Below are 23,938 nucleotides of genomic sequence, written 5' to 3'. Positions count from 1 at the left end.
GCATGGTTTACATGGCATGTTCTTCCCTGTAACAGTGCTCGGCGTAAGTTAGTGGGGTTCGGTGTTTTTTGCGAGGTGTTCTATGTTTCTGTTTGTGATGGGTGAGTTGGTTTTATTGTTGAATTTTGGTTGTTTTATTTTGAAACTTTGTTAAAGAAATGCAATGTTGTATGAGTATATGTTTGGTTTTCCGTCCTCGGTTATGGGGCAGCAGGGGCAATATGGTTGCCCCTGCCGGCAAATGGCTCAGTTGTTTGCCTCAATCGTCACCTTCGGTACGGTAAATCGAAACTCGCTGCCCTGACCCTGCTTGCTCTCGGCTTCGATCCTGCCGCCATGCGCCTTAACGATGCCTTGGGTGATATACAGCCCCAGCCCGCTGCCGGTGGGGTTGTTTTCAGTCTGGGTCCAATAGCGATCGAACACATGGGGCAAATCGTCCGGCGCAATGCCCTCACCGGAGTCGCGCACCGAAAATACAATCTCCTCGCCGGCGCTCATGGCGCTGATGCCGATGTTGCCCTGGCGCGGAGTGAACTTGATCGCATTGCCGATCAGGTTCGACAGCACCTGGAACAAGCGCTCCGGGTCGGCCTTGATTTGCAGGCCAGGCTCGACATTGAACGACAGGTCGATGCCCTTTTCCGAGGCCAAGGGCGCCAGCAGCGAATACGCCTCTTCAAAAATCTGGCTGACGTCCAGCGCCACCGGCTTGACCACATAGCGCCCGGCTTCGATTTTCGAGGTGTCGAGCAAGTCTTCCAGCAACACGTTCATGCGCCCGGCAGCCTGTTGCATGGTGTCAATGGCGGAAGATATGCGCCGTGAAGTGTGGGGACCATCGGAGCTGAAGGCTTTTTGCATCATGCCGCAGAGCATGGAGATGACGGTCATGGGGTTGCGCAGGTCGTGGGAAACCACCGCGACCAGCTCGTCCCGCGCACGCACCGCTTGTTGCTCGCGCAGCACTTGGCGGGACAGGTCGTTCTCCAGGGCCGAGCGGCGCAAATCGTTGGCGGCAAACAGGTCGCCATGGCTCCACTTGGTGGAGATACCAGCCATTTCCACTTTCCAGATTTCAAACGAGGTGCGTGGGCGAAGGCGCATGCCCGCGTCGCAGGTTTCCAGATTCAGCGGCTTCTGCGGGTCGCCACTCCAGTGGATGTTCTCTTTGACTTCCGGGCGAAACCACAGCACCCCGTTATCCACAGGCTTGGGCAAGCTCATGGCGAGCACGCCGCTGGCCACGCTCTGGTATTCGGCGGCCGGCGGATAAACCGAGGCCAGGTTATGGCTGGAAAATACCGGTGCGCCGTCGCCCTGCAACCACTTGTGCAGCGCGCGTATCTGCGCCGGTTCCGGGCAGTTGCCGTAGCGGTGTAATTGCTTGTCTTCGATGATCGCCACGCCGCCGGAGAGGGTCAGGTCCATCAGCAGTCGGCCTTGCTGGGCCAAGCCGTCGAATACGTTATTGGCAGAGGCTTTCATCGCCCGATCCAGCAGCGCCAGCGCTTCGACTTTCTCGTCGCGCTGGCGGCTCAGCTCCAGGGCCTCCATGGCACTGATCTGCAATGACAGCACCTGGCCGATGGTCTGGCAGGCCATGCGCAGGTCGTTGGGCACCAGCAGCGGCTCACGGTTGCCGCAACTGATCAGGCCCCAGAGTTTGTCGCCCTTCATCAGTGAAATACTCATGGACGACAACACGCCCATGTTCTGCATGTACTGGCAGTGAATCGGCGACACGCTGCGCAGGGTGGCGAAGCTCAGGTCCAGAGGCTGCCCGGTGTCCGGGCGCAATTTGGGCACCAGCGGTACCGGTTCGTAGGATGCATTCGGGATGATCCGTAGCCAGTTGGTGCGATACAGTTCGCGAGCCTGCTCGGGGATGTCGGACGCGGGGAAGAACAGCCCGTTGAACAATTCCATGGACGGCGCCGAGGCCTCGGCGATCACCTGACCATGGCCTTCCTCTTCGAAGCGATAGATGAGCACCCGGTCATAACCGGTCATGGCCTGGATTTCGTTGACGGTGATGGCGTAGAGCGCCTCCAAGGTCTTTGCCGATTGCAGGCGGTGCAGCATCTTGCCCAGGTCGCTGGTGCGGCCATTGTGCGCTCGGGGTTTGAAATCCTTGAGCCGTGGTTCGAATTCCAGCACTAACACGCCCTGATGGCGATGCAACAGGCCTTCGAACTGCTCACCCTTGAAGGTTATCAGCAGGGGCGGCGAGTCCAGGAATGCGCTGTCCTCGGCCATGGTTTGCACGGCCCGGGCGTACTCCTCGCCAATCAATCTGTGCAACGGTTGATCCAACAGCGCCTCGGGGGCGTGGCCGAACAGCGTACCGACGTTGGCACTTACCTGAATGATGTTCAGGCCAGGTTCCGACAAGGTCAGCAGCACGCCGTGGGGCTGGATGGCCCCCGGAAAACGAATGGGTTCGTCGGCGCAGTTGGCAAGCAGCTCTTCAAAATCTTCGGGTTTCATAGCAATACCTCCTGGCTGTCGAGCCATTGCTCAAAGCCGCTGAATGTCGAGCGGGCCGCCATCACCGCGCGCACAGCGGCATCTGTATCCAGTGGCTGACGGCCCAGATAATCGAGGAAATCTTTCCAGCGCCGTCCGGTCTCGGCGCCGTATACATTGAGAAAGGCACCGCCGTTGTCGGCGTTCACATCCAGGCGCAGGGCTATTTCCCGGCGCAGCACTTGGCCGCCCAGGGTGGCGCCTTCCAGCACATACAGGGCGCCGAGGCACGCAGCCGGTGTGTCTAATAGGGGGAGCTGGGTACAGCGAGGCAGGGCATGGATGGCGTGCTCAGTCAGGCCGAGCGCGTGCAGGTCATGGACCAGGGTTGGCGTTTTCACACGCAACGCAGACTCATATCCGTCGGGAATCAAACCGCTGTCATACAGCGCCGCTTCCATTGGCTGATAAAAGCCGTGGTACGCCTGCAGCAAGCGCCGATACCACTGGGCATCCAGGCGCTCGGAAAAAAACGGCAGGCGCTGTTCCAACGCCACATGCAGCAGGCCCGTGCCCGTGCGCAACGTTTCCAACAAGGAGGGCGCACTAACGTCATGGGCCTGTGAATGCATTCAATGAGCTCGAACTGTGGGCCTGTCGGCCATGAATGACGCGTGAAAATGGGCGACGATTCTACACGACTCATTGTCGTCAGCTGAACGCAGAAGCGAAAAGGCTGACCAGCGGATCAGAAAAGTCGCTCCCTGCACCTTACATGACCGCAGAACTAGCCCTCAAGTTCGGTTGAAATGATATCGCGCTGCTATCAATCCCGGGACTGGCCCTAGTGCGTCAATGCTGTCTGCACGCACTCAAGCAAGTGGTCGGTACTCCAGGGCTTGGGCAGAAACCGCACGGAACTGCCCAGCTCGGCGGCGATTTTCGTATTACCTGAGGTCAGCACTACCTGTACTTCAGGCCACCGGTGGGCGACGACACGGCTCAAGTCATAACCATTGAGCAAGCCGGGCATTTGAATATCACTGACAATCAAATCCACCGGGTCATCGCCGCGCTCCAGGTAAATCATCCCTTCGTCTGCCGATGCAAACGATGTCACTACCGCACCAAAGTCTTCCAGCACATCCACCATCAACGCCCGAATGATCTCGTCGTCTTCCAATACCAAAATCGATGGCTGAGCCATGATCCTTACTCCACCATCAGGGGTTCAGTAAGGTGGAGTAGGGGTTGGGTATATAGGTTCGATTGGATGTTTTTTAAACGATGGGTGGTCATTTGGCTGCTTGTGAGCCATGGGCACGACAATCCGTTAAGGTGAACGCCACCCTGCCCTCCAAGGAATGCCATGTTCAACCGTAACCCACTCGTGCCTGAACTGATCGTCACCCGCCTTGGCGCGAGCCTGGCGTTCTGGATCGAACAGTTAGGTTTCGCTATTGCCTATCAGCGCGCAGAAGAAGGCTTTGCCTACCTCGACCTTAACGGCGCGCAAATCATGCTCGAACAATACGACCCCGAGGCCGGCCAGTGGCTTACCGCACCGTTGCAGCCCCCATTCGGGCGCGGCATCAACCTGCAAATCGATGTGCCCGCCGTAGCACCCATCCTGCAACGCTTGGCGCAGATCGGCTGGCCCTTGTTCCGCGATGTAGAGGACGCCTGGTACCGAGCCGGTGACGTGGAGGCCGGGCAGCGCCAGTTCATCGTGCAAGACCCGGACGGGTATCTGGTGCGTCTGGTGCAGCGGCTGGGAGAAAGGCCGGTCGAACAGGCATAATCCAAGGCAACAGCCGATAGGGAGACGTGAATGAAGTATGTGTTATTGACCCTCGCCCTGACCGTTATCGCCGCACCCGCGTTCGCTGCGGGCGACGCCGAGGCGGGCGGCAAACTCTTCACCAAGACCTGCGGCGGCTGCCACAGCATTGGTGAGGGCGCGCGGGGTGGTTTTGGCCCGGAACTGAACGGCATCATTGGCCGGCCTGCCGGTACCACTCAGGACTATCAGTATTCGGATGCGATGAAGAACTCGGGCGTGGTGTGGACGCGGGAAAAACTGGCGGCCTACATTGAAGACCCGAAATCGGTGGTCAGTGGCACGCGGATGATCTTCTGGGGGATCAGTGACCAGGAGAAGATTGAAAATATCCTGGCGTATTTGGAGACATTCCAGCCCAAGTGAGATGCCCAGGCTGGCACGCATCACCGTCCTCTGTCCTCTGTAGGAGCGAGCAGCTCGCTCCTACAAAAAAGCACAGTGTGAGCGTTAGCCTGCATCAAAAGCCTACACACAAGTAGGACCGTTCTGATTTGCGCCTGACCTCACCATTATCGGCAAAGCGTTTGCTACGTTCGTGTGAAAAATACGCGATGGAAGCGCTTAATGCTGACGTTCAACTCCCTATGGAAAAACCACCCGGAAATTTTCGGAGACGCCGCCCCTTGTAGAACCAACGGCGCCAAAAATTTCAGTGACCAATGCGCCATTAACCTGGGCGTAGCACTGCGCAGGTCAGGCGCCGACCTGAGCAGATTGAGAGGCGTGCGCTATTGTTGGCAGCATGCCAAGAGTGAGGGCCATGTGCTGGCGGCTGAGGAAATGGCCAAAGCTCTAAATGGCGCGAATATCCCCGGCTTGCAGCGGCCGAAAAAGATAAAACCTGAGGATTTCGAAGAAGTGTTGGCGGGGCAGCAAGGCATTATCTTTTTCAAAGATTTTTGGCGCCGAGGGAATGAGACGTTTGGCAATCGCAGCGGTGACCACATTGACCTTTGGAATGGACGGCGGTTGACGGATTGGCTGAGTTATCCGCGTATCCAGCTGGGATTTACGATTGAGGGGACGTTCTCGGACTATCACGAGTCCAGGGAGATCTGGTTTTGGAAGATCATATGAAATTGGTTAAGGGCGTGGTGTTTGTCGTCGGGGTGGTTGTAGTGACGCTCGGAGTGTTTAACGGTTTGGTGGTGGTCGTGTCTGCGTATTTTGGGCCGTTTTATCAAGGGGATGCGGATCAGAGCAGGAATTTTGGGCTTTGGTTGGTTGGGAATGGGGTTGTGGTTTTGGGAGCAGCGTTCAGTGGGGCGGTTTGGTATTGCAGGCGTTTGAGTAGGTGGCGGGAATGAAAATGTGTCCGAGTATTAAGTGAATCAGCGGCTGTGATTTTTCCTTAAAGGGCATCGCAGGCAAGCCAGCTCCCACATTTTGAGCGATGTGTATCAGTTGAACCGCAATAAAAAAGACCTTGAAGCATCAAGGTCTTTTTTGTGCCTGTGGATCAACTCAGCAGGTGCTTGGAAATCAGCCGCGAGATTTCCACGATCGAGGTCTTGCCAGTGAATTCGAACTTCACCTTCCCCAACGACGAAAAGTAAATCTCCAACTCCGAATCAAGATCAAACGTCCCGGACGTTTCCACCGAGTACGCCACGATGTTTTTGTACGGCAATGAGGTGAAGTCCTTCTTGCTGCCGGTAATTCCCTGCACGTTCACCGCGATGATGCGTTTGGTGGTGAACACGACGCCGTCGCGCATGGCCTTGTAGGCGTCGACCACTTCTTCGCCGTCCAGCAGCAGGGCCGCTACGCGTTCGGCGTATTCGTTGTTTTGCTTGAGCTTGAAGAAGCCTTTGTTGTTGAAGTCGATCATGTGCCTGTCCTGGGTAAGTGGTGCCGTCGGTGTATGACGTTTTGCTTGCGGATCTGTATCTAACGCCTGGGCCTGCAAGCCCCTAGCATGACGCTCAACACGACCGCGTCGGCGAAGGATTTCACGCTGGCAGCTTAAAAAACCAGGAGCCAATCCATGCCTGATATGTCCAGCTTGCTCGCCTACGGCCTGATTTCACTCGGCATGGTACTGACACCGGGGCCGAACATGATCTACCTCATTTCCCGCTCCATCTGCCAGGGGCGCACGGCCGGGTTGATTTCCCTGGGCGGGGTGGCGCTGGGGTTTGTGGTGTATATGGTGTGCGCGGCGCTGGGTATCACGGCGTTGGTGATGGCGGTGCCGTTTGCCTACGACGCGCTGCGGCTCGGCGGGGCGCTGTATCTGATGTACCTGGCCTGGCAGGCGGTCAAGCCGGGTGGGCGTTCGCCATTCCAGGTGCGCGACTTGCCCAAGGACAGCCCGCGCAAGTTGGTTACCATGGGGCTGGTCACCAACCTGCTCAATCCCAAAGTGGCGGTGATGTATTTGTCGTTGCTGCCCCAGTTCATCGACCCGAACGGTCATGGCAGTGTGCTGGTGCAATCCCTGGCGCTGGGCTCCCTGCAGATTCTTATCAGCGTGAGCGTCAACGCGGTGATTGCCTGCATGGCGGGTTCCATCGCGGTGTTCTTCGTCACCCGGCCTGGTTGGCAGGTGCTGCAGCGCTGGCTGATGGGGTCGGTATTGATGGGCTTGGCGGTGCGGATGGCGGTGGAAGGGCGCAAGTAAGTCCACGTCACAGGATGGCTTTCAGGTAATCCTTGAGTGCGTGGAGCGGGGCGTCGAGTATTTCCAGGGTCGGTGCTTCGCGCACGTTCGTTGCGAGCCGCTGCAACTCGCGACCCATGACGGTATCGGCGCCACCCAGGGTGTCGAGTGCCAGAGACAGGCATTCATCGAGCTTCACTTGGATCTCGGCCAGGTTTCCCTGGCGCACCAACAACCCAAACACCTCGCGATCATAGCCCTCCATCACGGGATCATCGCGCAGCAACGGGCTGCCGTCGTCAGTCTCATGCACCAGCTTCAACGCAAACAACGCAACCGCTTCAAGCGTCAACTCCATGGTCCCGCTCCCTCCACTGCCACGCCTGGCACTTTTTTGCAGGCGAAAAAAAAGACCTTGAATTTCAAGGTCTTTCTTTAAGATGGTGCCCCGAGGGAGACTCGAACTCCCACTCCTTTCGAAAACGGATTTTGAATCCGCCGCGTCTACCAATTCCGCCATCAGGGCTCAATGGCGGCGAAGTATAGAGATGAGATTACCGTTGGTCAATCACGTTTCATGGTCTATTTTCACTATTTCCGCTAGACTTCCCGGCCCTGCTAGACGAACCCCATCATGCGCGTTGCTGACTTTACTTTTGAGCTCCCTGATTCGCTGATCGCTCGCCACCCTTTGGCCGAGCGTCGCGCCAGTCGACTGCTGACCCTGGACGGGGTCAGCGGTGCCCTCGCACACCGTCAATTCACTGATTTGCTTGAGCATTTGCGCCCAGGCGATCTGATGGTTTTCAACAATACCCGGGTGATTCCGGCGCGGCTGTTTGGCCAGAAAGCATCCGGCGGCAAGCTGGAAATCCTGGTGGAGCGGGTGCTGGACAGCCACCGCGTGCTCGCCCATGTGCGCTCCAGCAAATCGCCCAAACCGGGGTCGAGCATCTTGATTGAGGGCGGTGGCGAAGCCGAGATGGTCGCGCGCCACGATGCCTTGTTCGAGCTCAAGTTTGCCGAAGAAGTGTTGCCGTTGTTGGAGCGCGTCGGCCATATGCCGTTGCCTCCTTATATAGACCGCCCCGATGAAGACGCGGACCGCGAGCGCTATCAGACCGTGTACTCACAGCGCCTCGGCGCCGTCGCCGCCCCGACTGCCGGGCTGCATTTCGACCAGCCATTGCTGGATGCGATTGCCGCCAAGGGCGTCGACACGGCCTATGTGACCCTGCACGTGGGGGCCGGTACGTTTCAGCCGGTGCGTGTGGATAACATCGAAGACCACCATATGCACAGCGAGTGGCTGGAAGTCAGCCAGGACGTGGTGGATGCGGTGGCGGCGTGCAAGGCGCGTGGCGGTCGAGTGGTTGCCGTGGGCACCACCAGTGTGCGTTCGCTGGAGAGTGCAGCGCGTGATGGCGTGCTCAAGCCGTTCAGTGGCGACACCGATATCTTCATTTTTCCAGGGCGACCTTTTCATGTGGTCGATTGCCTGGTCACCAACTTCCATTTGCCGGAATCCACGCTGTTGATGCTGGTGTCGGCATTTGCCGGTTACCCGGAAACCATGGCTGCCTACCAGGCCGCCATTGCTAACGAGTACCGTTTTTTCAGCTACGGTGATGCGATGTTTATCACCCGTAACCCGGCGCCGCGCGGCCCTGAGGACAACTTATGAGTCGTATGTCGTTTGAATTGCTCGCTACGGACGGCAAAGCCCGTCGCGGCCGCCTGACCTTCCCGCGCGGCACTGTGGAGACCCCGGCCTTCATGCCGGTCGGCACCTACGGCACCGTCAAAGGCATGTTGCCCCGCGACATCGTCGCCACCGGTGCCGAGATTATCCTCGGCAATACCTTCCACCTGTGGCTGCGCCCGGGCACGGAAGTGATCAAGAAGCATGGCGACCTGCATGACTTCATGAAGTGGCAAGGCCCGATCCTCACCGACTCCGGTGGTTTCCAGGTGTTCAGCCTGGGCGCCATGCGCAAGATCAAGGAAGAGGGCGTGACCTTCGCCTCGCCGGTCGACGGCGCCAAGGTGTTCATGGGCCCGGAAGAGTCGATGCAGGTGCAGCGTGACCTGGGCTCGGACATCGTGATGATTTTCGACGAGTGCACACCGTACCCGGCCGATGAAGACGTGGCGCGTATCTCCATGGAGCTGTCGCTGCGTTGGGCCCAGCGTTCGAAGAACGCCCATGGCGATAACACGGCGGCGCTGTTCGGTATTGTCCAGGGCGGCATGCATGAAAGCCTGCGCAAACGCTCGCTGGAAGGCCTCGACAAGATCGGCTTCGACGGCCTGGCCATCGGCGGTTTGTCGGTGGGCGAGCCCAAGCACGAAATGATCAAGGTGCTCGATTACCTGCCAGGCCTGATGCCCGCAGACAAACCTCGTTACCTTATGGGCGTTGGCAAACCGGAAGATCTCGTAGAGGGTGTGCGCCGCGGTGTGGACATGTTCGATTGCGTGATGCCAACCCGTAATGCCCGCAATGGGCATCTGTTCATCGATACAGGCGTGCTGAAGATCCGTAACGCGTTCCATCGCCATGATGATTCGCCGCTGGATCCTACCTGTGACTGCTACACCTGCCAGAACTTCTCCCGTGCTTATCTGCACCATCTGGACAAGTGTGGGGAAATGCTGGGTAGCATGTTGAATACCATCCACAATTTGCGTCATTACCAAGTCCTGATGGCTGGTTTGCGCGAGGCTATTCAACAGGGTACATTGGCCGCCTTCGTCGATGCCTTCTATGCCAAGCGTGGCCTCCCTGTGCCGCCCTTGGACTGAGTTTTCCGACCCTAAGATTCACTATTTGCAACTGGAGTGCTAAATGAGCTTTTTTATCTCTAACGCCATGGCTGACGCCGCTGCGCCTGCTGCTGCCGGCCCTATGGGCGGTGGTTTCGAGTGGATTTTCCTGGTCGGCTTCCTGGTCATTTTCTACCTTATGATCTGGCGTCCACAGGCCAAGCGCGCCAAAGAGCAGAAAAACCTGCTGGGCAGCCTGCAAAAAGGCGACGAAGTCGTGACCACTGGCGGTATCGCCGGCAAGATCACCAAGGTTTCCGATGCTTTCGTGGTACTGGAAGTCTCCGACACCGTGGAAATGAAGTTCCAGAAGGGCGCCATCGCCGCCACGCTGCCTAAAGGCACGCTCAAAGCGATCTGAGTAACAACCTTTACCAATCGACGGGGCGCGCAAGGCGCCCCGCGTTATAAGCGGGCGGCGTGATGCTGAACAAATACCCTCTGTGGAAATACGTACTGATCCTGGCGGTGCTGGCGATCGGTTTTATTTATTCCGCTCCCAATCTCTATCCTGATGACCCGGCGATCCAGATCTCTGGCGCCAGCACTTCGCTGCAGGTCAATCAGGCTGATCTGGACCGTGCGAGCAAAGCGCTCAACGACGCGGGCATCCAGGTTAAAGCGGCAACCTTGGCGGCTGGTTCCAAAGGCGGCTTGTTGCGCCTGACCAAGCAAGAAGACCAATTGCCGGCCAAGGATGTCGTACGCAAGGCCATGGGTGACGACTACGTTGTCGCGCTCAACCTGGCCCAGACCACGCCACAATGGCTGCGCAGCATTGGCGCGCACCCGATGAAGCTGGGTCTGGACTTGTCCGGTGGTGTGCACTTCCTGCTGGAAGTCGACATGGACAAGGCCCTGGACGCACGTCTGAAGGTTTACGAAGGCGACGTGAAGAGCCTGCTGCGCAAAGAGAAGCTGCGTTATCGCAGCCTGCCGCAGCTCAACGGCGCTATCCAGCTGGGCTTTGCTGACGAAGCATCCCGCGAACAGGCCCGTGCGCTGATCCGCAAGAACTTCAATGACTTCGACATCGTACCGGCCGACCTCAATGGTCAAGCGGTGCTGCGTCTGGCGATGAGCCCGGCCAAGATCGCTGAAATCCGCGAATACTCCATCAAGCAGAACCTGACCACGGTCCGTAACCGCGTCAACGAGCTGGGTGTAGCCGAGCCGATCGTGCAGCGCCAGGGCGCCAACCGCATCGTGGTTGAGCTGCCAGGCGTACAGGACACCGCTGAAGCCAAGCGTATCCTCGGCAAGACCGCCAACCTGGAGTTCCGTCTCGCGGCAGACCCAGGCGCTACGCGTGCCACTTCCGAAGAATTCGAATTCCGCGAAGGCAACCGCCCTCCAGCGCTGATCGAGCGTGGCTTGATCATCACCGGTGACCAGGTGACCGACGCCAAGGCCGGTTTCGGCGAGCACGGCACGCCTGAAGTGAACATCCGTCTGGATGGCCACGGTGGCGAACTGATGAGTCGCGCCACGCGCAGCAACGTCGGTCGCAGCATGGCGGTGATCTTCATCGAGCAACGCCCGGTGACCACCTACACCAAGCAGATGGTCAATGGCGTCGAGAAAGACGTGCCAGTGCAGACCTTCAAGGAAGAGAAGAAGATCATCAGCCTGGCGACCATTCAGTCGCCGCTGGGTGCTCAGTTCCGTATCACTGGCCTGAACGGCCAGGGCGAGTCTTCCGAGCTGGCGTTGCTGCTGCGTGCCGGTGGCCTGGCGGCACCGATGTACTTCGCTGAAGAACGTACCATCGGCCCGAGCCTGGGTGCCGACAACATCACCAAGGGTGTCGATGCGGCGCTGTGGGGTATGTTGTTCGTGTCGCTGTTCATCATCGCCATCTACCGCTTCTTTGGTGTGATCGCCACTGTCGCCCTCGCGGGCAACATGGTGATGCTGCTGGCCTTGATGTCGTTGCTGGGCGCCACACTGACCCTGCCAGGTATCGCCGGTATCGTACTCACCATGGGTATGGCGGTGGACGCCAACGTGCTGATCTTCTCGCGGATTCGTGAAGAGATCGCCGCCGGCATGACCGTACAGCGTGCAATCAACGAAGGCTTCGGCCGGGCATTTACCGCGATCCTCGACTCCAACCTGACCACCTTGTTGGTCGGCGGGATTCTCTTCGCCATGGGCACGGGCCCGGTGAAAGGCTTTGCGGTGACCATGTCCCTCGGGATCTTTACCTCGATGTTCACGGCCATCATGGTGACCCGCGCAATGGTCAACCTGATCTTTGGCGGGCGTGACTTCAAGAAGTTGTGGATTTAAGGGGCTGCCATGTTACGTACAATCAACTTCATGGGCGTTCGCAACGTTGCGTTCGGCGTCACCGTGCTCCTTACCGTTCTGGCGTTGTTCAGCTGGTTCCATAAGGGCCTGAACTACGGCCTGGACTTCACCGGCGGTACGCTCATCGAGCTGACCTACGAGAAGCCGGCCGACGTTACCCTGGTGCGCAGCGAGCTGGTCAAGGCCGGCTATCACGAAGCCGTTGTGCAGAGCTTCGGCGCCACCACAGACCTGTTGGTGCGCATGCCTGGCGAAGACCCGCAACTGGGTCACCAGGTAGCCGAGGCCTTGCAAAAGGTGGGTGGCGACAACCCGGCATCGGTCAAGCGCGTCGAGTTCGTCGGCCCGCAAGTGGGTGAAGAGCTGCGCGACCAGGGCGGCCTCGGCATGCTGATGGCGCTGGTCGGCATCATGATCTACCTGGCTTTCCGCTTTCAGTGGAAGTTCGGTGTCGGCGCCATTGTGTCGCTGATCCACGACGTGGTCGTGACCGTGGGTATCCTGGCCTACTTCCAGATCACCTTCGACCTGACCGTACTGGCGGCTGTGCTGGCGATCATTGGTTACTCGCTCAACGACACCATTGTGGTCTTCGACCGGGTTCGTGAGAACTTCCGCGTGCTGCGCAAGGCGACGTTGATCGAGAACATCAACATCTCCACCACGCAGACCCTGCTGCGGACCATGGCGACGTCGATCTCCACCTTGCTGGCGATTGCTGCGTTGATGATCTTCGGTGGCGACAACCTGTGGGGCTTCTCCCTGGCGCTGTTTATCGGCGTTCTGGCGGGTACCTACTCGTCGATCTACATCGCCAACGTGGTGCTGATCTGGCTGAACCTCAACAGCGAAGACTTGATCCCTCCTGCCGCTACCGACAAGGAGGTCGACGACCGTCCTTGATGGGCGTTTGTTGATCCGCTGTTACAAGAAAGGCGCGAGTATTGAACTCGCGCCTTTTTTTTTGCTCCAAGGCTGGGTATAGCGCGGATCTTTCGGTCCGCTTGTGATGGTCAGGAGGTTCATGTGAACAAGTCGTTGCTGGTTGGTGCGGTATTGGGTGCTGTCGGTGTGACTGCCGGAGGCGCTGTTGCCACCTACAGCCTGGTAAAAAGCGGCCCTGAGTATGCGCAAGTACTGGCGGTGCAGCCGGTTAAAACCCAGATCAAAACCCCGCGTGAGGTCTGCAAGGACGTCACTGTGACCCGGCAACGTCCGGTGCAGGACCAACATCAGATCGCCGGTACCGTGGTGGGTGCCCTTGCGGGTGGCCTGCTGGGCAACCAGATTGGTGGCGGTAACGGTAAGAAGCTGGCCACCGTGGCCGGTGCGGTCGGTGGTGGCTACGCCGGTAACAAGGTTCAGGAAGGTATGCAGAACCGCGATACCTACACCACTACGCAAACTCGCTGTAACACCGTTAACGACATCAGTGACAAGGTGGTCGGATATGACGTGCGTTACAACCTGGACGGCAAGGAAGGTACCGTGCGTATGGAGCGCGACCCTGGCAGCCAGATCCCGGTGGATAAGGAAGGTCGTCTGATCCTGGGTCAGAACCAGCAGTAATCCCCAGGTCTGGTTTCGATCCAAGTGTGGGAGCTGGCTTGTCTGCGATAGCGGTGGGTCAGTAACTAATCAGTTGGCTGGCAGCCCGCCATCGCAGGCAAGCCAGCTCCCAGATTGGATTGTATTGAATCAGTTGGAATTGGTTTTTTGCTAAATCCCACGCATAAAAAAAGCACCCCGCGGGGTGCTTTTTTGTGCTCGCTCGCTTAGCGCTTCAGCGAAGCCGGCAGGTGCGGCTGGATCGCCGTCAGTACTGCCTTGAAGCATTTGGTGTTGCCAGCCACGACGTGGCCTTTCTCCAGGAAGTCATGACCACCGGTGAAGTCGCTCACCAGGCCGCCTGCTTCCTGAATCAGCAGGGCGCCTGCTGCCATGTCCCACTCGGACAGGCCCGACTCCCAGAACGCATCAAAGCGACCGGCGGCTACATACGCCAGGTCCAAGCTGGCTGCACCGGCACGGCGGATGCCGGCGGTCTGGCCAACCAGGGCGCGGAACATGCCCAGGTAGTTCTCCAGGTTGTCCATCTGGTCGTCACGGAACGGGAAGCCGGTACCCAGCAGGGCGCCTTCCAGGCTGGTGCGGCCGCTGACACGCAGGCGGCGGCCGTTCAGTTGGGCGCCACGGCCACGGCTGGCGGTGAATTCTTCCTGGCGAACCGGGTCCAGCACAACGGCGTGTTCCAGGCGGCCACGGTATTTGCAGGCGATGCTCACGGCAAAGTGCGGGATGCCGCGCAGGAAGTTGGTGGTGCCATCCAGTGGGTCGATGATCCACAGGTAGTCTTCGCCTTCGCCACTGCCTTTGTGCAGGCCGGTTTCTTCACCGAGGATGCCGTGGGTAGGGTAGGCCTTGCGCAGGGCGTCGATGATTTTCTGTTCGGCGGCGCGATCCACCTCGGATACATAATCCTTGGCGTCTTTTTCGTCGACCTTGATGGTATCCAGGCGCTCGATGGAGCGGAAGATCAATTCACTGGCGCTGCGGGCGGCGCGCAGCGCGATATTCAGCATGGGCTGCATGGATAGGTCACCTAAGGTTGTTAAAGAAAGCCGAGCATTCTAGCAGAAACTTTCTCAAGGTGAAGGACGACGTTCGCTTTCATGGCATAACCTTAGGCGGTTCTGTAAGATTTGCTCCCCTTTCCTGTGTCCGCGAGCGCCTCCCTTGCTGCAAAACATTCGTGTCGTCTTGGTCAATACCAGTCATCCCGGCAACATCGGCGGGGTGGCGCGAGCCATGAAAAACATGGGGCTGACGCGCCTGGTGCTGGTCGAACCGCGGGTATTCCCGCACCACGAGGCTGATGCCCGTGCGTCCGGCGCCAATGACTTGCTTGAAAATGCCCAAGTGGTCGCCACTTTGGAGGACGCCTTGGTCGGCTGCAATCTGGTGCTCGGCACCAGTGCCCGTGATCGTCGTATCCCTTGGCCGCTGCTGGATCCGCGTGAATGCGGCACCAAAGTGGTGGAAGAGGCTGCTGGCGGTGCTGAAATCGCCTTGGTATTCGGCCGTGAAGACTCCGGCCTGACCAACGAAGAGCTGCAGCGATGTCATTACCACGTGCATATTCCCTCAGACCCTGAGTTCAGCTCGCTGAACCTCGGGGCTGCGGTGCAGGTGCTGACTTATGAAGTGCGCATGGCCTGGCTGGCCGCTGCTGGCCAGCCGAGCAAAATGGAAAAGGAAGAGGTTGCCTCGACCAAAAGTGGTGAGTTGGCCACCATGGACGAGCTGGAACGGTTCTATGAGCACCTGGAGCAAACCCTGGTCGCCATCGAATTCCTCGACCCTGAAAAGCCACGGCACTTGATGGCGCGCCTGCGTCGCTTATACGGCCGCAGCTCGGTGAGCCGGGCTGAAATGAACATATTGCGTGGCATCCTCACGGAAACCCAGAAAGCGGCCCGTGGTGAGCTTCTTGAGCGGAAGGATTAAAAATGTTCGAGCGTTTGCGAGAAGATATCCAAAGTGTTTTCCACCGTGACCCGGCGGCGCGCAACGCCTTTGAAGTGCTGACCTGCTACCCGGGCATGCACGCGATCTGGATCCACCGCTTGTCCGGCGCCCTGTGGGGCATGGGCTGGAAGTGGCTGGCGCGGCTGGTATCGAACTTTGGGCGTTGGTTGACCGGTATCGAGATCCATCCGGGTGCCAAGGTAGGTCGTCGGTTCTTTATCGACCACGGCATGGGTATCGTGATTGGCGAGACGGCCGAGATCGGCGATGACGTCACCCTCTATCAAGGCGTCACCCTGGGCGGCACCACCTGGAACAAGGGTAAGCGCCACCCAACGCTGGGCGATGGCGTGGTAGTAGGGGCGGGCGCCAAGGTGCTCGGGCCGTTTACGGTGGGTGCCGGCGCCAAGGTTGGCTCCAACGCGGTAGTGACCAAGGCTGTGCCGCCGGGTGCTACGGTTGTGGGCATTCCAGGCCGCATCATCGTCAAGCCGCAAGTCGGTGATGAGCAAGAGGCCAAGCGCAAGGCGATGGCCGAGAAGATTGGTTTCGATGCCTATGGCGTCAGTGAAGATATGCCCGACCCGGTGGCTCGTGCGATTGGTCAATTGCTTGATCATTTGCAGGCGGTGGACGGCAAGCTGGAGGGTATGTGCGGGGCGCTGAAGGAGTTGGGTAGCCCGTACTGTGCCAAAGACTTGCCTGAACTGCGTGAGGAAGATTTTGCTGAAATCAAGGACGAAGCCGCTACCACCAAGGCAGGCTGAACGCGATCTCTTGTGGGAGCTGGCTTGCCTGCGATTGCGGTGGGCCAGCAACCTATAAGCAAGCTGATAGACAGCTATCGCAAGCCAGTCAGCTCCCACATTTGATCTCCATTGGTTCGGTGGTCTTGCAGCAGGCCTGGTTGCGCTGTTCGATCCCACCCCATCCTGCTATGATTCGCGCGCCCTTTTTACGGGTAATCCTGACTAAAGTACTAGGTCTTATAGTTGACTTAAATACTCGGGAATCGCATACTTGCTCCCATTCTGAAACACCTTGGTACTTGTCCATGAGACTGACTACAAAAGGCCGATACGCGGTGACCGCCATGCTCGACTTGGCCTTGCACGCGCAAACTGGGCCGGTGTCCCTGGCCGATATCTCCGAGCGCCAAGGCATTTCCCTGTCCTATCTCGAGCAGTTGTTCGCCAAATTGCGCCGTAGCAATCTGGTTTCCAGCGTTCGCGGTCCGGGTGGCGGCTATCAGCTGTCCCGCGACATGCAGGGTATTCAGGTAGCCCAGGTGATCGACGCGGTCAACGAATCCGTCGATGCCACCAAATGCCAGGGTTTGGGTGACTGCCATGCCGGCGACACCTGCCTGACACACCACTTGTGGTGTGACTTGAGCCTGCAGATCCATGAGTTTTTGAGTGGTATCAGCTTGGCTGATCTTGTGACTCGCCGTGAGGTGCAAGAAGTAGCCCAGCGTCAGGACCAGCGCCGTTGCAACACCAAGGCGCCGCGTCTGGACAAGATCGAAGCGTCCGCCGTCGAGTGACAGCCGAAGAGCTAACGGCACGCCAGCCAGCCTGATTTAGGAGAAAGTCCATGAAATTGCCGATTTACCTTGATTACTCAGCGACCACCCCGGTTGATCCGCGTGTCGCGCAAAAAATGAGCGAATGCCTGCTGGTCGACGGAAACTTCGGCAACCCGGCCTCCCGTTCCCACGTATTCGGCTGGAAAGCCGAGGAAGCGGTCGAGAACGCTCGTCGCCAGGTCGCTGACCTGGTCAATGCCGACCCGCGCGAAATCGTCTGGACCTCCGGTGCCACCGAGTCCGACAACCTGGCTATCAAGGGCGCGGCGCATTTCTACGCGACCAAAGGCAAACACCTGATCACCACCAAGATTGAGCACAAGGCTGTCCTGGACACCATGCGCCAACTGGAGCGTGAAGGTTTCGAGGTCACCTACCTTGAGCCAACCACCGACGGTATCGTCACCCCGGCGATGATCGAAGCTGCGATGCGTGAAGACACCATCCTGGTTTCGGTGATCCACGTGAACAACGAAATCGGCACGATCAACGACATCGCCGCCATCGGCGAGCTGACCCGCTCCAAGGGTGTGTTGCTGCACGTCGACGCTGCTCAGTCCACCGGCAAGGTCGATATCGACCTGTCCAAGCTGAAAGTCGACCTGATGTCGTTCTCGGCCCACAAGACTTACGGCCCTAAAGGCATCGGCGCGCTGTACGTGAGCCGCAAGCCTCGCGTGCGCATCGAAGCCACCATGCACGGCGGCGGTCACGAGCGCGGCATGCGTTCGGGCACCCTGGCGACCCACCAGATCGTCGGCATGGGCGAAGCTTTCCGTGTAGCCAAGGAAGACATGGCTGCCGAAAACGTGCGCATCAAGGCCCTGAGCGATCGCTTCTACAAGCAGGTCGAAAATCTTGAAGAGTTGTACATCAACGGCAGCATGACCGCCCGTGTACCGCACAACCTGAATTTGAGCTTCAACTACGTTGAAGGCGAGTCGCTGATCATGGCGCTCAAGGACCTGGCGGTATCGTCCGGTTCGGCCTGCACCTCGGCGTCCCTTGAGCCTTCGTACGTACTGCGCGCCCTGGGCCGCAACGACGAACTGGCCCACAGCTCTATCCGCTTTACGTTCGGCCGCTTCACCACTGAAGAGCAAGTCGACTACGCCGCGCAGAAGGTCTGCGAAGCCGTCAACAAGCTACGCGTTCTGTCGCCACTGTGGGACATGTACAAAGACGGTGTCGATATTTCCAAGATCGAGTGGGCGGCACACTAACTATAGAAGCCGCCACCCAAGCTCTGTAGGAACGTGGCGGAAAACGCAGGCGTTTCTACAGGGTTCCAGAGCGGCCCTGATGAGTGAGGATTCAGTACCATGGCTTACAGCGAAAAGGTCATCGACCACTACGAAAACCCGCGCAACGTCGGCAAGATGAACGCGGAAGATCCAGATGTCGGCACCGGCATGGTCGGCGCCCCGGCGTGCGGCGATGTGATGCGCCTGCAGATCAAGGTCAACGATGCTGGCGTTATCGAAGACGCCAAATTCAAGACTTACGGCTGCGGTTCGGCCATCGCCTCCAGCTCCCTGGCGACCGAATGGATGAAAGGCAAGACCCTGGATGAGGCTGTCACTATCAGCAATACCCAGTTGGCCGAAGAACTGGCGTTGCCGCCGGTGAAAATCCACTGCTCCGTACTCGCTGAAGATGCCATCAAGGCAGCCGTTCGCGACTACAAGCAGAAGAAAGGCTTGATCTAAGCATTTGGCGACGAGTAAGGAGTCAACGATGGCTATCAGCATGACAGAAGCGGCTGCGCAGCACATTCGCCGCTCCCTGAATGGGCGCGGTAAAGGTGAGGGGATTCGTCTGGGTGTACGCACCACGGGCTGTTCCGGCCTTGCCTACGTGCTGGAGTTTGTCGACGAGGTGGTTGAAGAGGATCAGGTGTTCGAAAGTCACGGCGAGAAAGTGATCATCGACCCCAAGAGCCTGACCTACCTGGACGGCACCGAACTCGATTTCGTCAAGGAAGGGTTGAACGAAGGCTTCAAGTTCAACAACCCTAACGTGCGCGGTGAATGTGGCTGCGGCGAAAGCTTCAACATCTGAGGCTACTCGTGGGTACTCCTTGTCATTTCGCTTTATTCGAGCTGCAGCCGAGCTTTCGGCTGGACCTTGAGCAGCTCGCCACGCGCTACCGTGAATTGGCGCGTGGGGTGCATCCAGACCGCTTCGCTGACGCTTCCGAGCGTGAGCAGCGCTTGGCCCTTGAGCAATCGGCCAGCCTCAACGAAGCCTATCAGACGCTCAAAAGCCCCGCGAAACGCGCGCGTTACCTGCTCGCCCTGAACGGTGGCGAGTTGCCGTTGGAAGTTACGGTGCACGATCCGGACTTCCTCATGCAGCAGATGCAGTGGCGCGAAGAGCTCGAAGACTTGCAGGACGAAGCCGATATAGCCGGTGTTGCGGTCTTCAAGCGTCGTCTGAAAACCGCCCAGGATGAGCTCAACGAAAGCTTCGCAGCCTGTTGGGATGATGCGGCGCAACGCGAACAGGCCGAACGCCTGATGCGGCGCATGCAGTTTCTCGACAAGCTCACCTACGAAGTGCGCCAGCTAGAAGAGCGCCTCGACGATTAACCCAGTGCTGCCCGTGATGCACGCCTGATAGACAGATAAGACCTGATTACCATGGCTCTACTGCAAATCGCCGAACCCGGCCAAAGCCCTCAACCGCACCAGCGTCGCCTGGCGGTCGGGATTGACCTGGGCACCACCAATTCCCTGGTTGCTGCCTTGCGCAGCGGCCTGTCCGAACCGCTGCCCGACGCCGATGGGCAGGTGATCCTGCCGTCTGCCGTGCGTTATCACGCCGACCGCACTGAAGTGGGCGAATCGGCCAAGCTCGCCGCGTCCGCAGACCCCTTGAACACGGTGTTGTCGGTCAAGCGCTTGATGGGTCGTGGGTTGTCCGACGTCAAGCAATTGGGTGACCAATTGCCGTACCGCTTTGTCGGCGGCGAGTCCCATATGCCGTTCATCGACACTGTCCAAGGGCCCAAGAGCCCGGTGGAAGTGTCGGCCGATATCCTCAAGGTGCTGCGCCAGCGTGCGGAAAACACCTTGGGTGGTGAGCTGGTAGGGGCGGTTATCACCGTGCCGGCGTATTTCGATGACGCCCAGCGTCAAGCCACCAAGGACGCGGCGAAGCTGGCCGGCCTGAATGTGCTGCGCCTGCTCAACGAACCGACCGCTGCGGCTGTGGCCTATGGCCTGGATCAGCACGCTGAAGGCCTGGTCGCTATTTATGATCTGGGCGGCGGTACCTTCGATATTTCGATCCTGCGCCTGACCGGCGGTGTGTTTGAAGTGCTCGCGACCGGCGGCGACAGCGCTCTGGGCGGCGATGATTTCGATCACGCCATCGCTGGCTGGATCATCAGCAGTGCCGGCTTGTCGGCCGACCTGGACCCAGGCGCGCAGCGCAACCTGCTGCAAACTGCCTGTGCGGCCAAAGAGGCGCTGACTGACGCTGCTTCTGTTGATGTTTGCTACGGTAACTGGTCGGCGCCACTGACTCGCGAAGCCTTTGATACGCTGATCGAGCCGATGGTTGCCCGCAGCCTCAAAGCCTGCCGTCGTGCTGTGCGTGATTCCGGTATCGAGTTGGAAGACGTTGGCGCAGTGGTCATGGTAGGTGGTTCCACCCGCGTGCCGCGCGTGCGTGAAGCGGTAGCCGAAGCCTTTGGGCGCCAACCACTGACCGAAATCGACCCGGATCAAGTCGTCGCCATCGGCGCTGCCATCCAGGCCGATACCCTGGCTGGTAACAAACGTGATGGCGGCGAATTGCTTTTGCTCGACGTGATCCCATTGTCCCTGGGCCTGGAAACCATGGGCGGCCTGATGGAGAAGGTGATCCCGCGCAACACCACCATCCCCGTTGCTCGCGCCCAGGATTTCACTACATACAAAGATGGCCAGACGGCCATGATGATTCATGTGCTGCAAGGTGAGCGTGAGCTGATCAGCGACTGCCGCTCCCTGGCGCGTTTTGAATTGCGTGGCATCCCGGCCATGGTGGCGGGCGCGGCGAAAATTCGCGTGACCTTCCAGGTCGATGCCGATGGCCTGCTCAGTGTCGCTGCGCGCGAACTGGCGTCTGGCGTTGAAGCCAGCATCCAGGTCAAGCCGTCCTACGGCCTCACCGATGGCGAAATCGCCAAGATGCTCAAGGATTCGTTCCAGTATGCCGGTGACGACAAGGTCGCCCGCGTATTGCGCGAGCAACAAGTGGATGCCCAGCGCCTGCTCGAAGCGGTGCAGGGCGCCCTTGAAGCCGACGGCGAGCGCTTGCTGGATGCCGAAGAACGCATGGTCATTGACCTGCAGATGCAGGAACTGGCCGAACTGATGAAAGGCAACGATGGTTACGCCATCGAGCAACAGACCAAGCGCCTGTCGCAAGTGACTGATGCCTTTGCCGCCCGCCGTATGGATCAGACGGTTAAAGCCGCGCTGGCGGGCCGCAACCTGAATGAAATTGAGGAATAACTGATGCCGCAGGTCACTTTTCTACCGCACGCCGAACATTGCCCTGAGGGCATGGTCGTGGAGGCTGAGACCGGCAAGTCCCTGCTAGACGTCGCCCATGACAACCACATCGAGATCGAAAGTGCCTGTGGCGGCGTCAATGCCTGCACCACCTGTCACTGCATCATTCGTAAAGGTTTCGACAGCCTAAATGAGGCTGACGACCTGGAAGAAGACTATCTTGATCGGGCGTGGGGCCTGGAGCCGACGTCGCGCCTGAGTTGTCAGGCGAAAGTGGGGACTGAAGACCTCACCGTCGAAATCCCGAAATATTCGCTCAACCATGCAGCCGAAGCGCCGCATTGATTCAAGGAAATGTCATGAGCCTGAAATGGGTTGATGTACAAGAAATCGCTATACAACTTGCTGAAGCTCATCCTGAGGTCAATCCTCTTACCGTGAACTTCGTCAAGCTGCGCGACCTCGTAATGGCACTGCCGGATTTTGACGACATCCCTGACCGGGGTGGCGAAAAGGTCCTTGAGGCGATTCAAGGCCTGTGGATCGAAGAAGCAGACTGAGCCGCCTTTTTACGCAGTTAGGCAATACCCAATAACCCGCGTATAATTCGCGGGTTTAATTTTTCGTAAATTACCGTTTCTGGAGTTACACCATGGCTGTTCAACGTACTTTCTCCATCATCAAGCCTGACGCTGTTGCAAAAAACGTCATCGGCGAGATCACCACTCGTTTCGAAAAAGCCGGCCTGAAGGTTGTAGCTTCGAAACTCAAGCAACTGTCCAAGGCTGAAGCTGAAGGCTTCTACGCTGAGCACAGCGCTCGTGGCTTCTTCGGCGACCTGGTTGCCTTCATGATCTCCGGTCCTGTTGTTGTCCAGGTTCTGGAAGGCGAAAACGCTATCGCTCTGAACCGTGAGCTGATGGGCGCTACCAACCCTAAAGAAGCTGCTGCTGGCACCATCCGTGCTGACTTCGCTGAATCCATCGACGCCAACGCTGTTCACGGCTCGGACTCCGAAGCTGCTGCTGCTCGCGAAATCTCGTACTTTTTCGCTGCTACTGAAGTAACCGCTCGCTAAGCATCGGCTTAAAGAGTGAGGGTGAATCCATGACTACATCGACTGTTAAAACCAACCTGCTGGGTCTGACTCAGCCGGAAATGGAGAAATTCTTCGACTCAATCGGGGAGAAGCGTTTCCGTGCCGGTCAGGTAATGAAGTGGATTCACCACTTTGGCGTCGACGATTTCGACGCCATGACGAACGTCAGCAAGGCCCTGCGCGACAAGCTCAAGGCCATTGCCGAGGTGCGTGGTCCCGAAGTGGTCAGCGAGGACATTTCCAGCGACGGTACCCGTAAGTGGGTAGTGCGCGTGGCGTCCGGCAGCTGTGTCGAGACCGTGTACATTCCCCAGGGCAAACGTGGCACTTTGTGCGTTTCGTCCCAGGCAGGCTGTGCCCTGGACTGCAGTTTCTGCTCCACCGGCAAGCAAGGCTTCAATAGCAACCTCACCGCCGCCGAAGTCATCGGCCAGGTGTGGATTGCCAACAAATCCTTTGGCAGCGTCCCGGCGACCGTCGACCGTGCCATCACCAACGTGGTGATGATGGGCATGGGGGAGCCGCTGCTGAACTTCGACAACGTGATTGCGGCCATGCACCTTATGATGGACGACCTGGGCTACGGCATCTCCAAGCGCCGTGTGACCCTGTCGACCTCCGGCGTGGTACCGATGATCGATGAGCTGGCCAAGCACATCGACGTCTCCCTCGCGTTGTCGCTGCACGCACCTAATGACGCATTGCGTAACCAATTGGTGCCGATCAACAAGAAATATCCGCTTAAGATGCTGCTCGAATCGTGCCAGCGTTATATGGCGACCCTGGGTGAGAAGCGTGTGCTGACCATTGAGTACACCATGCTCAAGGACGTCAACGACAAGCTGGAGCACGCGGTCGAGATGATCGAATTGCTCAAGGACACCCCGTGCAAGATCAACTTGATCCCGTTCAACCCGTTTCCTCATTCTGGCTACGAGCGGCCGAGCAACAACGCCATCCGTCGTTTTCAGGATCAACTGCACCAGGCCGGCTATAACGTCACTGTGCGAACCACTCGTGGTGAAGACATCGATGCCGCGTGTGGCCAATTGGTAGGGCAGGTGATGGACCGCACCCGCCGCAGTGAACGTTATATCGCCGTGCGCGAACTTAACGCCGCTGAAGATTTGCCGCAAATCGCTGTGAATCGAATCTGAGAGAGGAT

28 protein-coding genes and 1 tRNA gene are annotated in these 23,938 nt (G+C 58.5%); 22 read left to right on the top strand and 7 right to left on the bottom strand.

All coding sequences use genetic code 11. The features are described 5' to 3' along the window. Window positions 1-246: 246 nt before the first annotated feature. The 3 genes from ACTJLA_RS04675 to ACTJLA_RS04665 all read right to left on the bottom strand — a co-directional run bounded on the left by ACTJLA_RS04675 (window position 247) and on the right by ACTJLA_RS04665 (window position 3,676). The gene (locus ACTJLA_RS04675; RefSeq protein WP_200584133.1) at window positions 247-2,490 is read right to left on the bottom strand and encodes an ATP-binding protein; all 2,244 of its coding nucleotides are present in this window, start codon (window positions 2,488-2,490) and stop codon (window positions 247-249) included. Further along, a complete protein-coding gene (locus ACTJLA_RS04670; RefSeq protein WP_054897819.1) occupies window positions 2,487-3,101 on the bottom strand; it encodes a biliverdin-producing heme oxygenase in 615 nt (204 codons plus the stop codon). Before ACTJLA_RS04670 ends, ACTJLA_RS04675 begins: the two co-directional genes overlap by 4 nt. Before the next feature lie 212 nt (window positions 3,102-3,313). After that, window positions 3,314-3,676, bottom strand: coding sequence for a response regulator (locus ACTJLA_RS04665; RefSeq protein WP_003194033.1), 363 nt, complete (start codon window positions 3,674-3,676; stop codon window positions 3,314-3,316). 162 nt (window positions 3,677-3,838) lie between these two features. On the opposite strand from ACTJLA_RS04665, the gene ACTJLA_RS04660 reads away from it, so the two are divergent. The 3 genes from ACTJLA_RS04660 (at window position 3,839) to ACTJLA_RS04650 (ending at window position 5,389) form a co-directional block, all read left to right on the top strand. Beyond that, window positions 3,839-4,270, top strand: coding sequence for a bleomycin resistance protein (locus tag ACTJLA_RS04660; RefSeq protein ID WP_072435022.1), 432 nt, complete (start codon window positions 3,839-3,841; stop codon window positions 4,268-4,270). A gap of 30 nt (window positions 4,271-4,300) precedes the next feature. Then, window positions 4,301-4,675 carry a c-type cytochrome gene (locus ACTJLA_RS04655; protein WP_034128041.1) on the top strand — a complete coding sequence of 125 codons (375 nt, stop codon included), beginning with the start codon at window positions 4,301-4,303 and terminating at the stop codon, window positions 4,673-4,675. A gap of 201 nt (window positions 4,676-4,876) precedes the next feature. Next, window positions 4,877-5,389, top strand: a complete 513-nt coding sequence (locus ACTJLA_RS04650; RefSeq protein ID WP_054897817.1) for a type VI secretion system amidase effector protein Tae4 — start codon at window positions 4,877-4,879, stop codon at window positions 5,387-5,389. 382 nt (window positions 5,390-5,771) lie between these two features. On the opposite strand, the gene ACTJLA_RS04645 is transcribed toward ACTJLA_RS04650, so the two are convergent. After that, window positions 5,772-6,143, bottom strand: coding sequence for a PH domain-containing protein (locus ACTJLA_RS04645; protein WP_014719840.1), 372 nt, complete (start codon window positions 6,141-6,143; stop codon window positions 5,772-5,774). A gap of 156 nt (window positions 6,144-6,299) precedes the next feature. Here ACTJLA_RS04645 and ACTJLA_RS04640 point away from each other — a divergent pair, with 156 nt between their 5' ends. Continuing rightward, window positions 6,300-6,935: a LysE family translocator gene (locus ACTJLA_RS04640; protein ID WP_054897816.1), complete on the top strand. Its 636-nt coding sequence runs from the start codon at window positions 6,300-6,302 to the stop codon at window positions 6,933-6,935. A 7-nt stretch (window positions 6,936-6,942) separates the two neighbouring features. Here ACTJLA_RS04640 and ACTJLA_RS04635 read toward each other — a convergent pair whose 3' ends face one another. Together ACTJLA_RS04635 and ACTJLA_RS04630 are read right to left on the bottom strand one after the other, a co-directional pair. Next, on the bottom strand, window positions 6,943-7,272 hold the full coding sequence (locus ACTJLA_RS04635; protein WP_054897815.1) for a hypothetical protein: 330 nt from the start codon (window positions 7,270-7,272) through the stop codon (window positions 6,943-6,945). A gap of 83 nt (window positions 7,273-7,355) precedes the next feature. After that, window positions 7,356-7,440 (bottom strand) — tRNA-Leu (locus ACTJLA_RS04630). Window positions 7,441-7,548: 108 nt separating this feature from the next. Between ACTJLA_RS04630 and queA the strand changes: the two genes are divergently transcribed. The 6 genes from queA to ACTJLA_RS04600 all read left to right on the top strand — a co-directional run bounded on the left by queA (window position 7,549) and on the right by ACTJLA_RS04600 (window position 13,622). Beyond that, window positions 7,549-8,598, top strand: a complete 1,050-nt coding sequence (gene queA, locus ACTJLA_RS04625) for a tRNA preQ1(34) S-adenosylmethionine ribosyltransferase-isomerase QueA (RefSeq protein ID WP_034128030.1) — start codon at window positions 7,549-7,551, stop codon at window positions 8,596-8,598. Between the two features lie 5 nt (window positions 8,599-8,603). Next, the gene (tgt, locus tag ACTJLA_RS04620; RefSeq protein ID WP_032803964.1) at window positions 8,604-9,719 is read left to right on the top strand and encodes a tRNA guanosine(34) transglycosylase Tgt; all 1,116 of its coding nucleotides are present in this window, start codon (window positions 8,604-8,606) and stop codon (window positions 9,717-9,719) included. A 43-nt stretch (window positions 9,720-9,762) separates the two neighbouring features. Beyond that, the gene (gene yajC, locus ACTJLA_RS04615) at window positions 9,763-10,101 is read left to right on the top strand and encodes a preprotein translocase subunit YajC (protein WP_003175975.1); all 339 of its coding nucleotides are present in this window, start codon (window positions 9,763-9,765) and stop codon (window positions 10,099-10,101) included. Between the two features lie 62 nt (window positions 10,102-10,163). Beyond that, on the top strand, window positions 10,164-12,032 hold the full coding sequence (gene secD, locus ACTJLA_RS04610) for a protein translocase subunit SecD (protein ID WP_003194025.1): 1,869 nt from the start codon (window positions 10,164-10,166) through the stop codon (window positions 12,030-12,032). A gap of 9 nt (window positions 12,033-12,041) precedes the next feature. After that, window positions 12,042-12,956, top strand: coding sequence for a protein translocase subunit SecF (secF, locus tag ACTJLA_RS04605; protein ID WP_003194024.1), 915 nt, complete (start codon window positions 12,042-12,044; stop codon window positions 12,954-12,956). 123 nt (window positions 12,957-13,079) lie between these two features. Beyond that, entirely contained in the window at window positions 13,080-13,622 is a 543-nt protein-coding gene (locus tag ACTJLA_RS04600) for a glycine zipper 2TM domain-containing protein (protein WP_003194023.1), read from the top strand. A gap of 206 nt (window positions 13,623-13,828) precedes the next feature. On the opposite strand, the gene suhB is transcribed toward ACTJLA_RS04600, so the two are convergent. Beyond that, complete coding sequence (gene suhB / locus ACTJLA_RS04595; protein ID WP_005791195.1) at window positions 13,829-14,644, bottom strand: type III secretion system regulator SuhB; 816 nt, start codon at window positions 14,642-14,644, stop codon at window positions 13,829-13,831. 145 nt (window positions 14,645-14,789) lie between these two features. Between suhB and trmJ the strand changes: the two genes are divergently transcribed. The 12 genes from trmJ (at window position 14,790) to rlmN (ending at window position 23,930) form a co-directional block, all read left to right on the top strand. Next, the gene (gene trmJ, locus ACTJLA_RS04590) at window positions 14,790-15,560 is read left to right on the top strand and encodes a tRNA (cytosine(32)/uridine(32)-2'-O)-methyltransferase TrmJ (RefSeq protein WP_034128029.1); all 771 of its coding nucleotides are present in this window, start codon (window positions 14,790-14,792) and stop codon (window positions 15,558-15,560) included. A gap of 2 nt (window positions 15,561-15,562) precedes the next feature. Next, entirely contained in the window at window positions 15,563-16,348 is a 786-nt protein-coding gene (gene cysE, locus ACTJLA_RS04585; RefSeq protein WP_034128028.1) for a serine O-acetyltransferase, read from the top strand. A 287-nt stretch (window positions 16,349-16,635) separates the two neighbouring features. Continuing rightward, the gene (gene iscR, locus ACTJLA_RS04580; protein ID WP_003194020.1) at window positions 16,636-17,127 is read left to right on the top strand and encodes a Fe-S cluster assembly transcriptional regulator IscR; all 492 of its coding nucleotides are present in this window, start codon (window positions 16,636-16,638) and stop codon (window positions 17,125-17,127) included. A 50-nt stretch (window positions 17,128-17,177) separates the two neighbouring features. Further along, window positions 17,178-18,392 (top strand): IscS subfamily cysteine desulfurase, encoded by a 1,215-nt coding sequence (locus ACTJLA_RS04575; RefSeq protein WP_003194019.1) that lies wholly within the window; start codon window positions 17,178-17,180, stop codon window positions 18,390-18,392. A gap of 99 nt (window positions 18,393-18,491) precedes the next feature. Further along, window positions 18,492-18,878, top strand: coding sequence for a Fe-S cluster assembly scaffold IscU (iscU, locus tag ACTJLA_RS04570; protein ID WP_003175965.1), 387 nt, complete (start codon window positions 18,492-18,494; stop codon window positions 18,876-18,878). Window positions 18,879-18,906: 28 nt separating this feature from the next. Beyond that, window positions 18,907-19,230, top strand: a complete 324-nt coding sequence (gene iscA / locus ACTJLA_RS04565; protein ID WP_003209680.1) for an iron-sulfur cluster assembly protein IscA — start codon at window positions 18,907-18,909, stop codon at window positions 19,228-19,230. Between the two features lie 8 nt (window positions 19,231-19,238). Then, window positions 19,239-19,760 (top strand): co-chaperone HscB, encoded by a 522-nt coding sequence (gene hscB, locus ACTJLA_RS04560; RefSeq protein WP_034128027.1) that lies wholly within the window; start codon window positions 19,239-19,241, stop codon window positions 19,758-19,760. A 51-nt stretch (window positions 19,761-19,811) separates the two neighbouring features. Continuing rightward, window positions 19,812-21,674: a Fe-S protein assembly chaperone HscA gene (gene hscA / locus ACTJLA_RS04555; RefSeq protein WP_034128026.1), complete on the top strand. Its 1,863-nt coding sequence runs from the start codon at window positions 19,812-19,814 to the stop codon at window positions 21,672-21,674. A 3-nt stretch (window positions 21,675-21,677) separates the two neighbouring features. After that, window positions 21,678-22,019 (top strand): ISC system 2Fe-2S type ferredoxin, encoded by a 342-nt coding sequence (fdx, locus tag ACTJLA_RS04550; protein WP_032895388.1) that lies wholly within the window; start codon window positions 21,678-21,680, stop codon window positions 22,017-22,019. Window positions 22,020-22,033: 14 nt separating this feature from the next. Next, window positions 22,034-22,234: a Fe-S cluster assembly protein IscX gene (iscX, locus tag ACTJLA_RS04545; protein WP_034128025.1), complete on the top strand. Its 201-nt coding sequence runs from the start codon at window positions 22,034-22,036 to the stop codon at window positions 22,232-22,234. Between the two features lie 92 nt (window positions 22,235-22,326). Continuing rightward, complete coding sequence (gene ndk, locus ACTJLA_RS04540; RefSeq protein WP_003175956.1) at window positions 22,327-22,752, top strand: nucleoside-diphosphate kinase; 426 nt, start codon at window positions 22,327-22,329, stop codon at window positions 22,750-22,752. Between the two features lie 29 nt (window positions 22,753-22,781). Then, window positions 22,782-23,930 carry a 23S rRNA (adenine(2503)-C(2))-methyltransferase RlmN gene (rlmN, locus tag ACTJLA_RS04535; protein ID WP_003194014.1) on the top strand — a complete coding sequence of 383 codons (1,149 nt, stop codon included), beginning with the start codon at window positions 22,782-22,784 and terminating at the stop codon, window positions 23,928-23,930. Window positions 23,931-23,938 lie beyond the last annotated feature (8 nt).

The organism is Pseudomonas sp. 22072 (assembly GCF_052046095.1).
Lineage (GTDB): Bacteria > Pseudomonadota > Gammaproteobacteria > Pseudomonadales > Pseudomonadaceae > Aquipseudomonas > Aquipseudomonas paracarnis.
Note: the sequence above shows the minus strand (reverse complement) of the source record. Positions and strands in the feature narration are given on the sequence as shown.

Bases quoted from the DNA above. Each gene is read 5' to 3' on its own strand.
- ACTJLA_RS04675 (WP_200584133.1), bottom strand. From the start codon at position 2,490: ATGAAACCCGAAGATTTTGAAGAGCTGCTTGCCAACTGCGCCGACGAA.
- ACTJLA_RS04670 (WP_054897819.1), bottom strand. From the start codon at position 3,101: ATGCATTCACAGGCCCATGACGTTAGTGCGCCCTCCTTGTTGGAAACG.
- ACTJLA_RS04665 (WP_003194033.1), bottom strand. From the start codon at position 3,676: ATGGCTCAGCCATCGATTTTGGTATTGGAAGACGACGAGATCATTCGG.
- ACTJLA_RS04660 (WP_072435022.1), top strand. From the start codon at position 3,839: ATGTTCAACCGTAACCCACTCGTGCCTGAACTGATCGTCACCCGCCTT.
- ACTJLA_RS04655 (WP_034128041.1), top strand. From the start codon at position 4,301: ATGAAGTATGTGTTATTGACCCTCGCCCTGACCGTTATCGCCGCACCC.
- ACTJLA_RS04650 (WP_054897817.1), top strand. From the start codon at position 4,877: ATGCTGACGTTCAACTCCCTATGGAAAAACCACCCGGAAATTTTCGGA.
- ACTJLA_RS04645 (WP_014719840.1), bottom strand. From the start codon at position 6,143: ATGATCGACTTCAACAACAAAGGCTTCTTCAAGCTCAAGCAAAACAAC.
- ACTJLA_RS04640 (WP_054897816.1), top strand. From the start codon at position 6,300: ATGCCTGATATGTCCAGCTTGCTCGCCTACGGCCTGATTTCACTCGGC.
- ACTJLA_RS04635 (WP_054897815.1), bottom strand. From the start codon at position 7,272: ATGGAGTTGACGCTTGAAGCGGTTGCGTTGTTTGCGTTGAAGCTGGTG.
- queA (WP_034128030.1), top strand. From the start codon at position 7,549: ATGCGCGTTGCTGACTTTACTTTTGAGCTCCCTGATTCGCTGATCGCT.
- tgt (WP_032803964.1), top strand. From the start codon at position 8,604: ATGTCGTTTGAATTGCTCGCTACGGACGGCAAAGCCCGTCGCGGCCGC.
- yajC (WP_003175975.1), top strand. From the start codon at position 9,763: ATGAGCTTTTTTATCTCTAACGCCATGGCTGACGCCGCTGCGCCTGCT.
- secD (WP_003194025.1), top strand. From the start codon at position 10,164: ATGCTGAACAAATACCCTCTGTGGAAATACGTACTGATCCTGGCGGTG.
- secF (WP_003194024.1), top strand. From the start codon at position 12,042: ATGTTACGTACAATCAACTTCATGGGCGTTCGCAACGTTGCGTTCGGC.
- suhB (WP_005791195.1), bottom strand. From the start codon at position 14,644: ATGCAGCCCATGCTGAATATCGCGCTGCGCGCCGCCCGCAGCGCCAGT.
- cysE (WP_034128028.1), top strand. From the start codon at position 15,563: ATGTTCGAGCGTTTGCGAGAAGATATCCAAAGTGTTTTCCACCGTGAC.
- iscR (WP_003194020.1), top strand. From the start codon at position 16,636: ATGAGACTGACTACAAAAGGCCGATACGCGGTGACCGCCATGCTCGAC.
- ACTJLA_RS04575 (WP_003194019.1), top strand. From the start codon at position 17,178: ATGAAATTGCCGATTTACCTTGATTACTCAGCGACCACCCCGGTTGAT.
- iscU (WP_003175965.1), top strand. From the start codon at position 18,492: ATGGCTTACAGCGAAAAGGTCATCGACCACTACGAAAACCCGCGCAAC.
- iscA (WP_003209680.1), top strand. From the start codon at position 18,907: ATGGCTATCAGCATGACAGAAGCGGCTGCGCAGCACATTCGCCGCTCC.
- hscA (WP_034128026.1), top strand. From the start codon at position 19,812: ATGGCTCTACTGCAAATCGCCGAACCCGGCCAAAGCCCTCAACCGCAC.
- fdx (WP_032895388.1), top strand. From the start codon at position 21,678: ATGCCGCAGGTCACTTTTCTACCGCACGCCGAACATTGCCCTGAGGGC.
- iscX (WP_034128025.1), top strand. From the start codon at position 22,034: ATGAGCCTGAAATGGGTTGATGTACAAGAAATCGCTATACAACTTGCT.
- ndk (WP_003175956.1), top strand. From the start codon at position 22,327: ATGGCTGTTCAACGTACTTTCTCCATCATCAAGCCTGACGCTGTTGCA.
- rlmN (WP_003194014.1), top strand. From the start codon at position 22,782: ATGACTACATCGACTGTTAAAACCAACCTGCTGGGTCTGACTCAGCCG.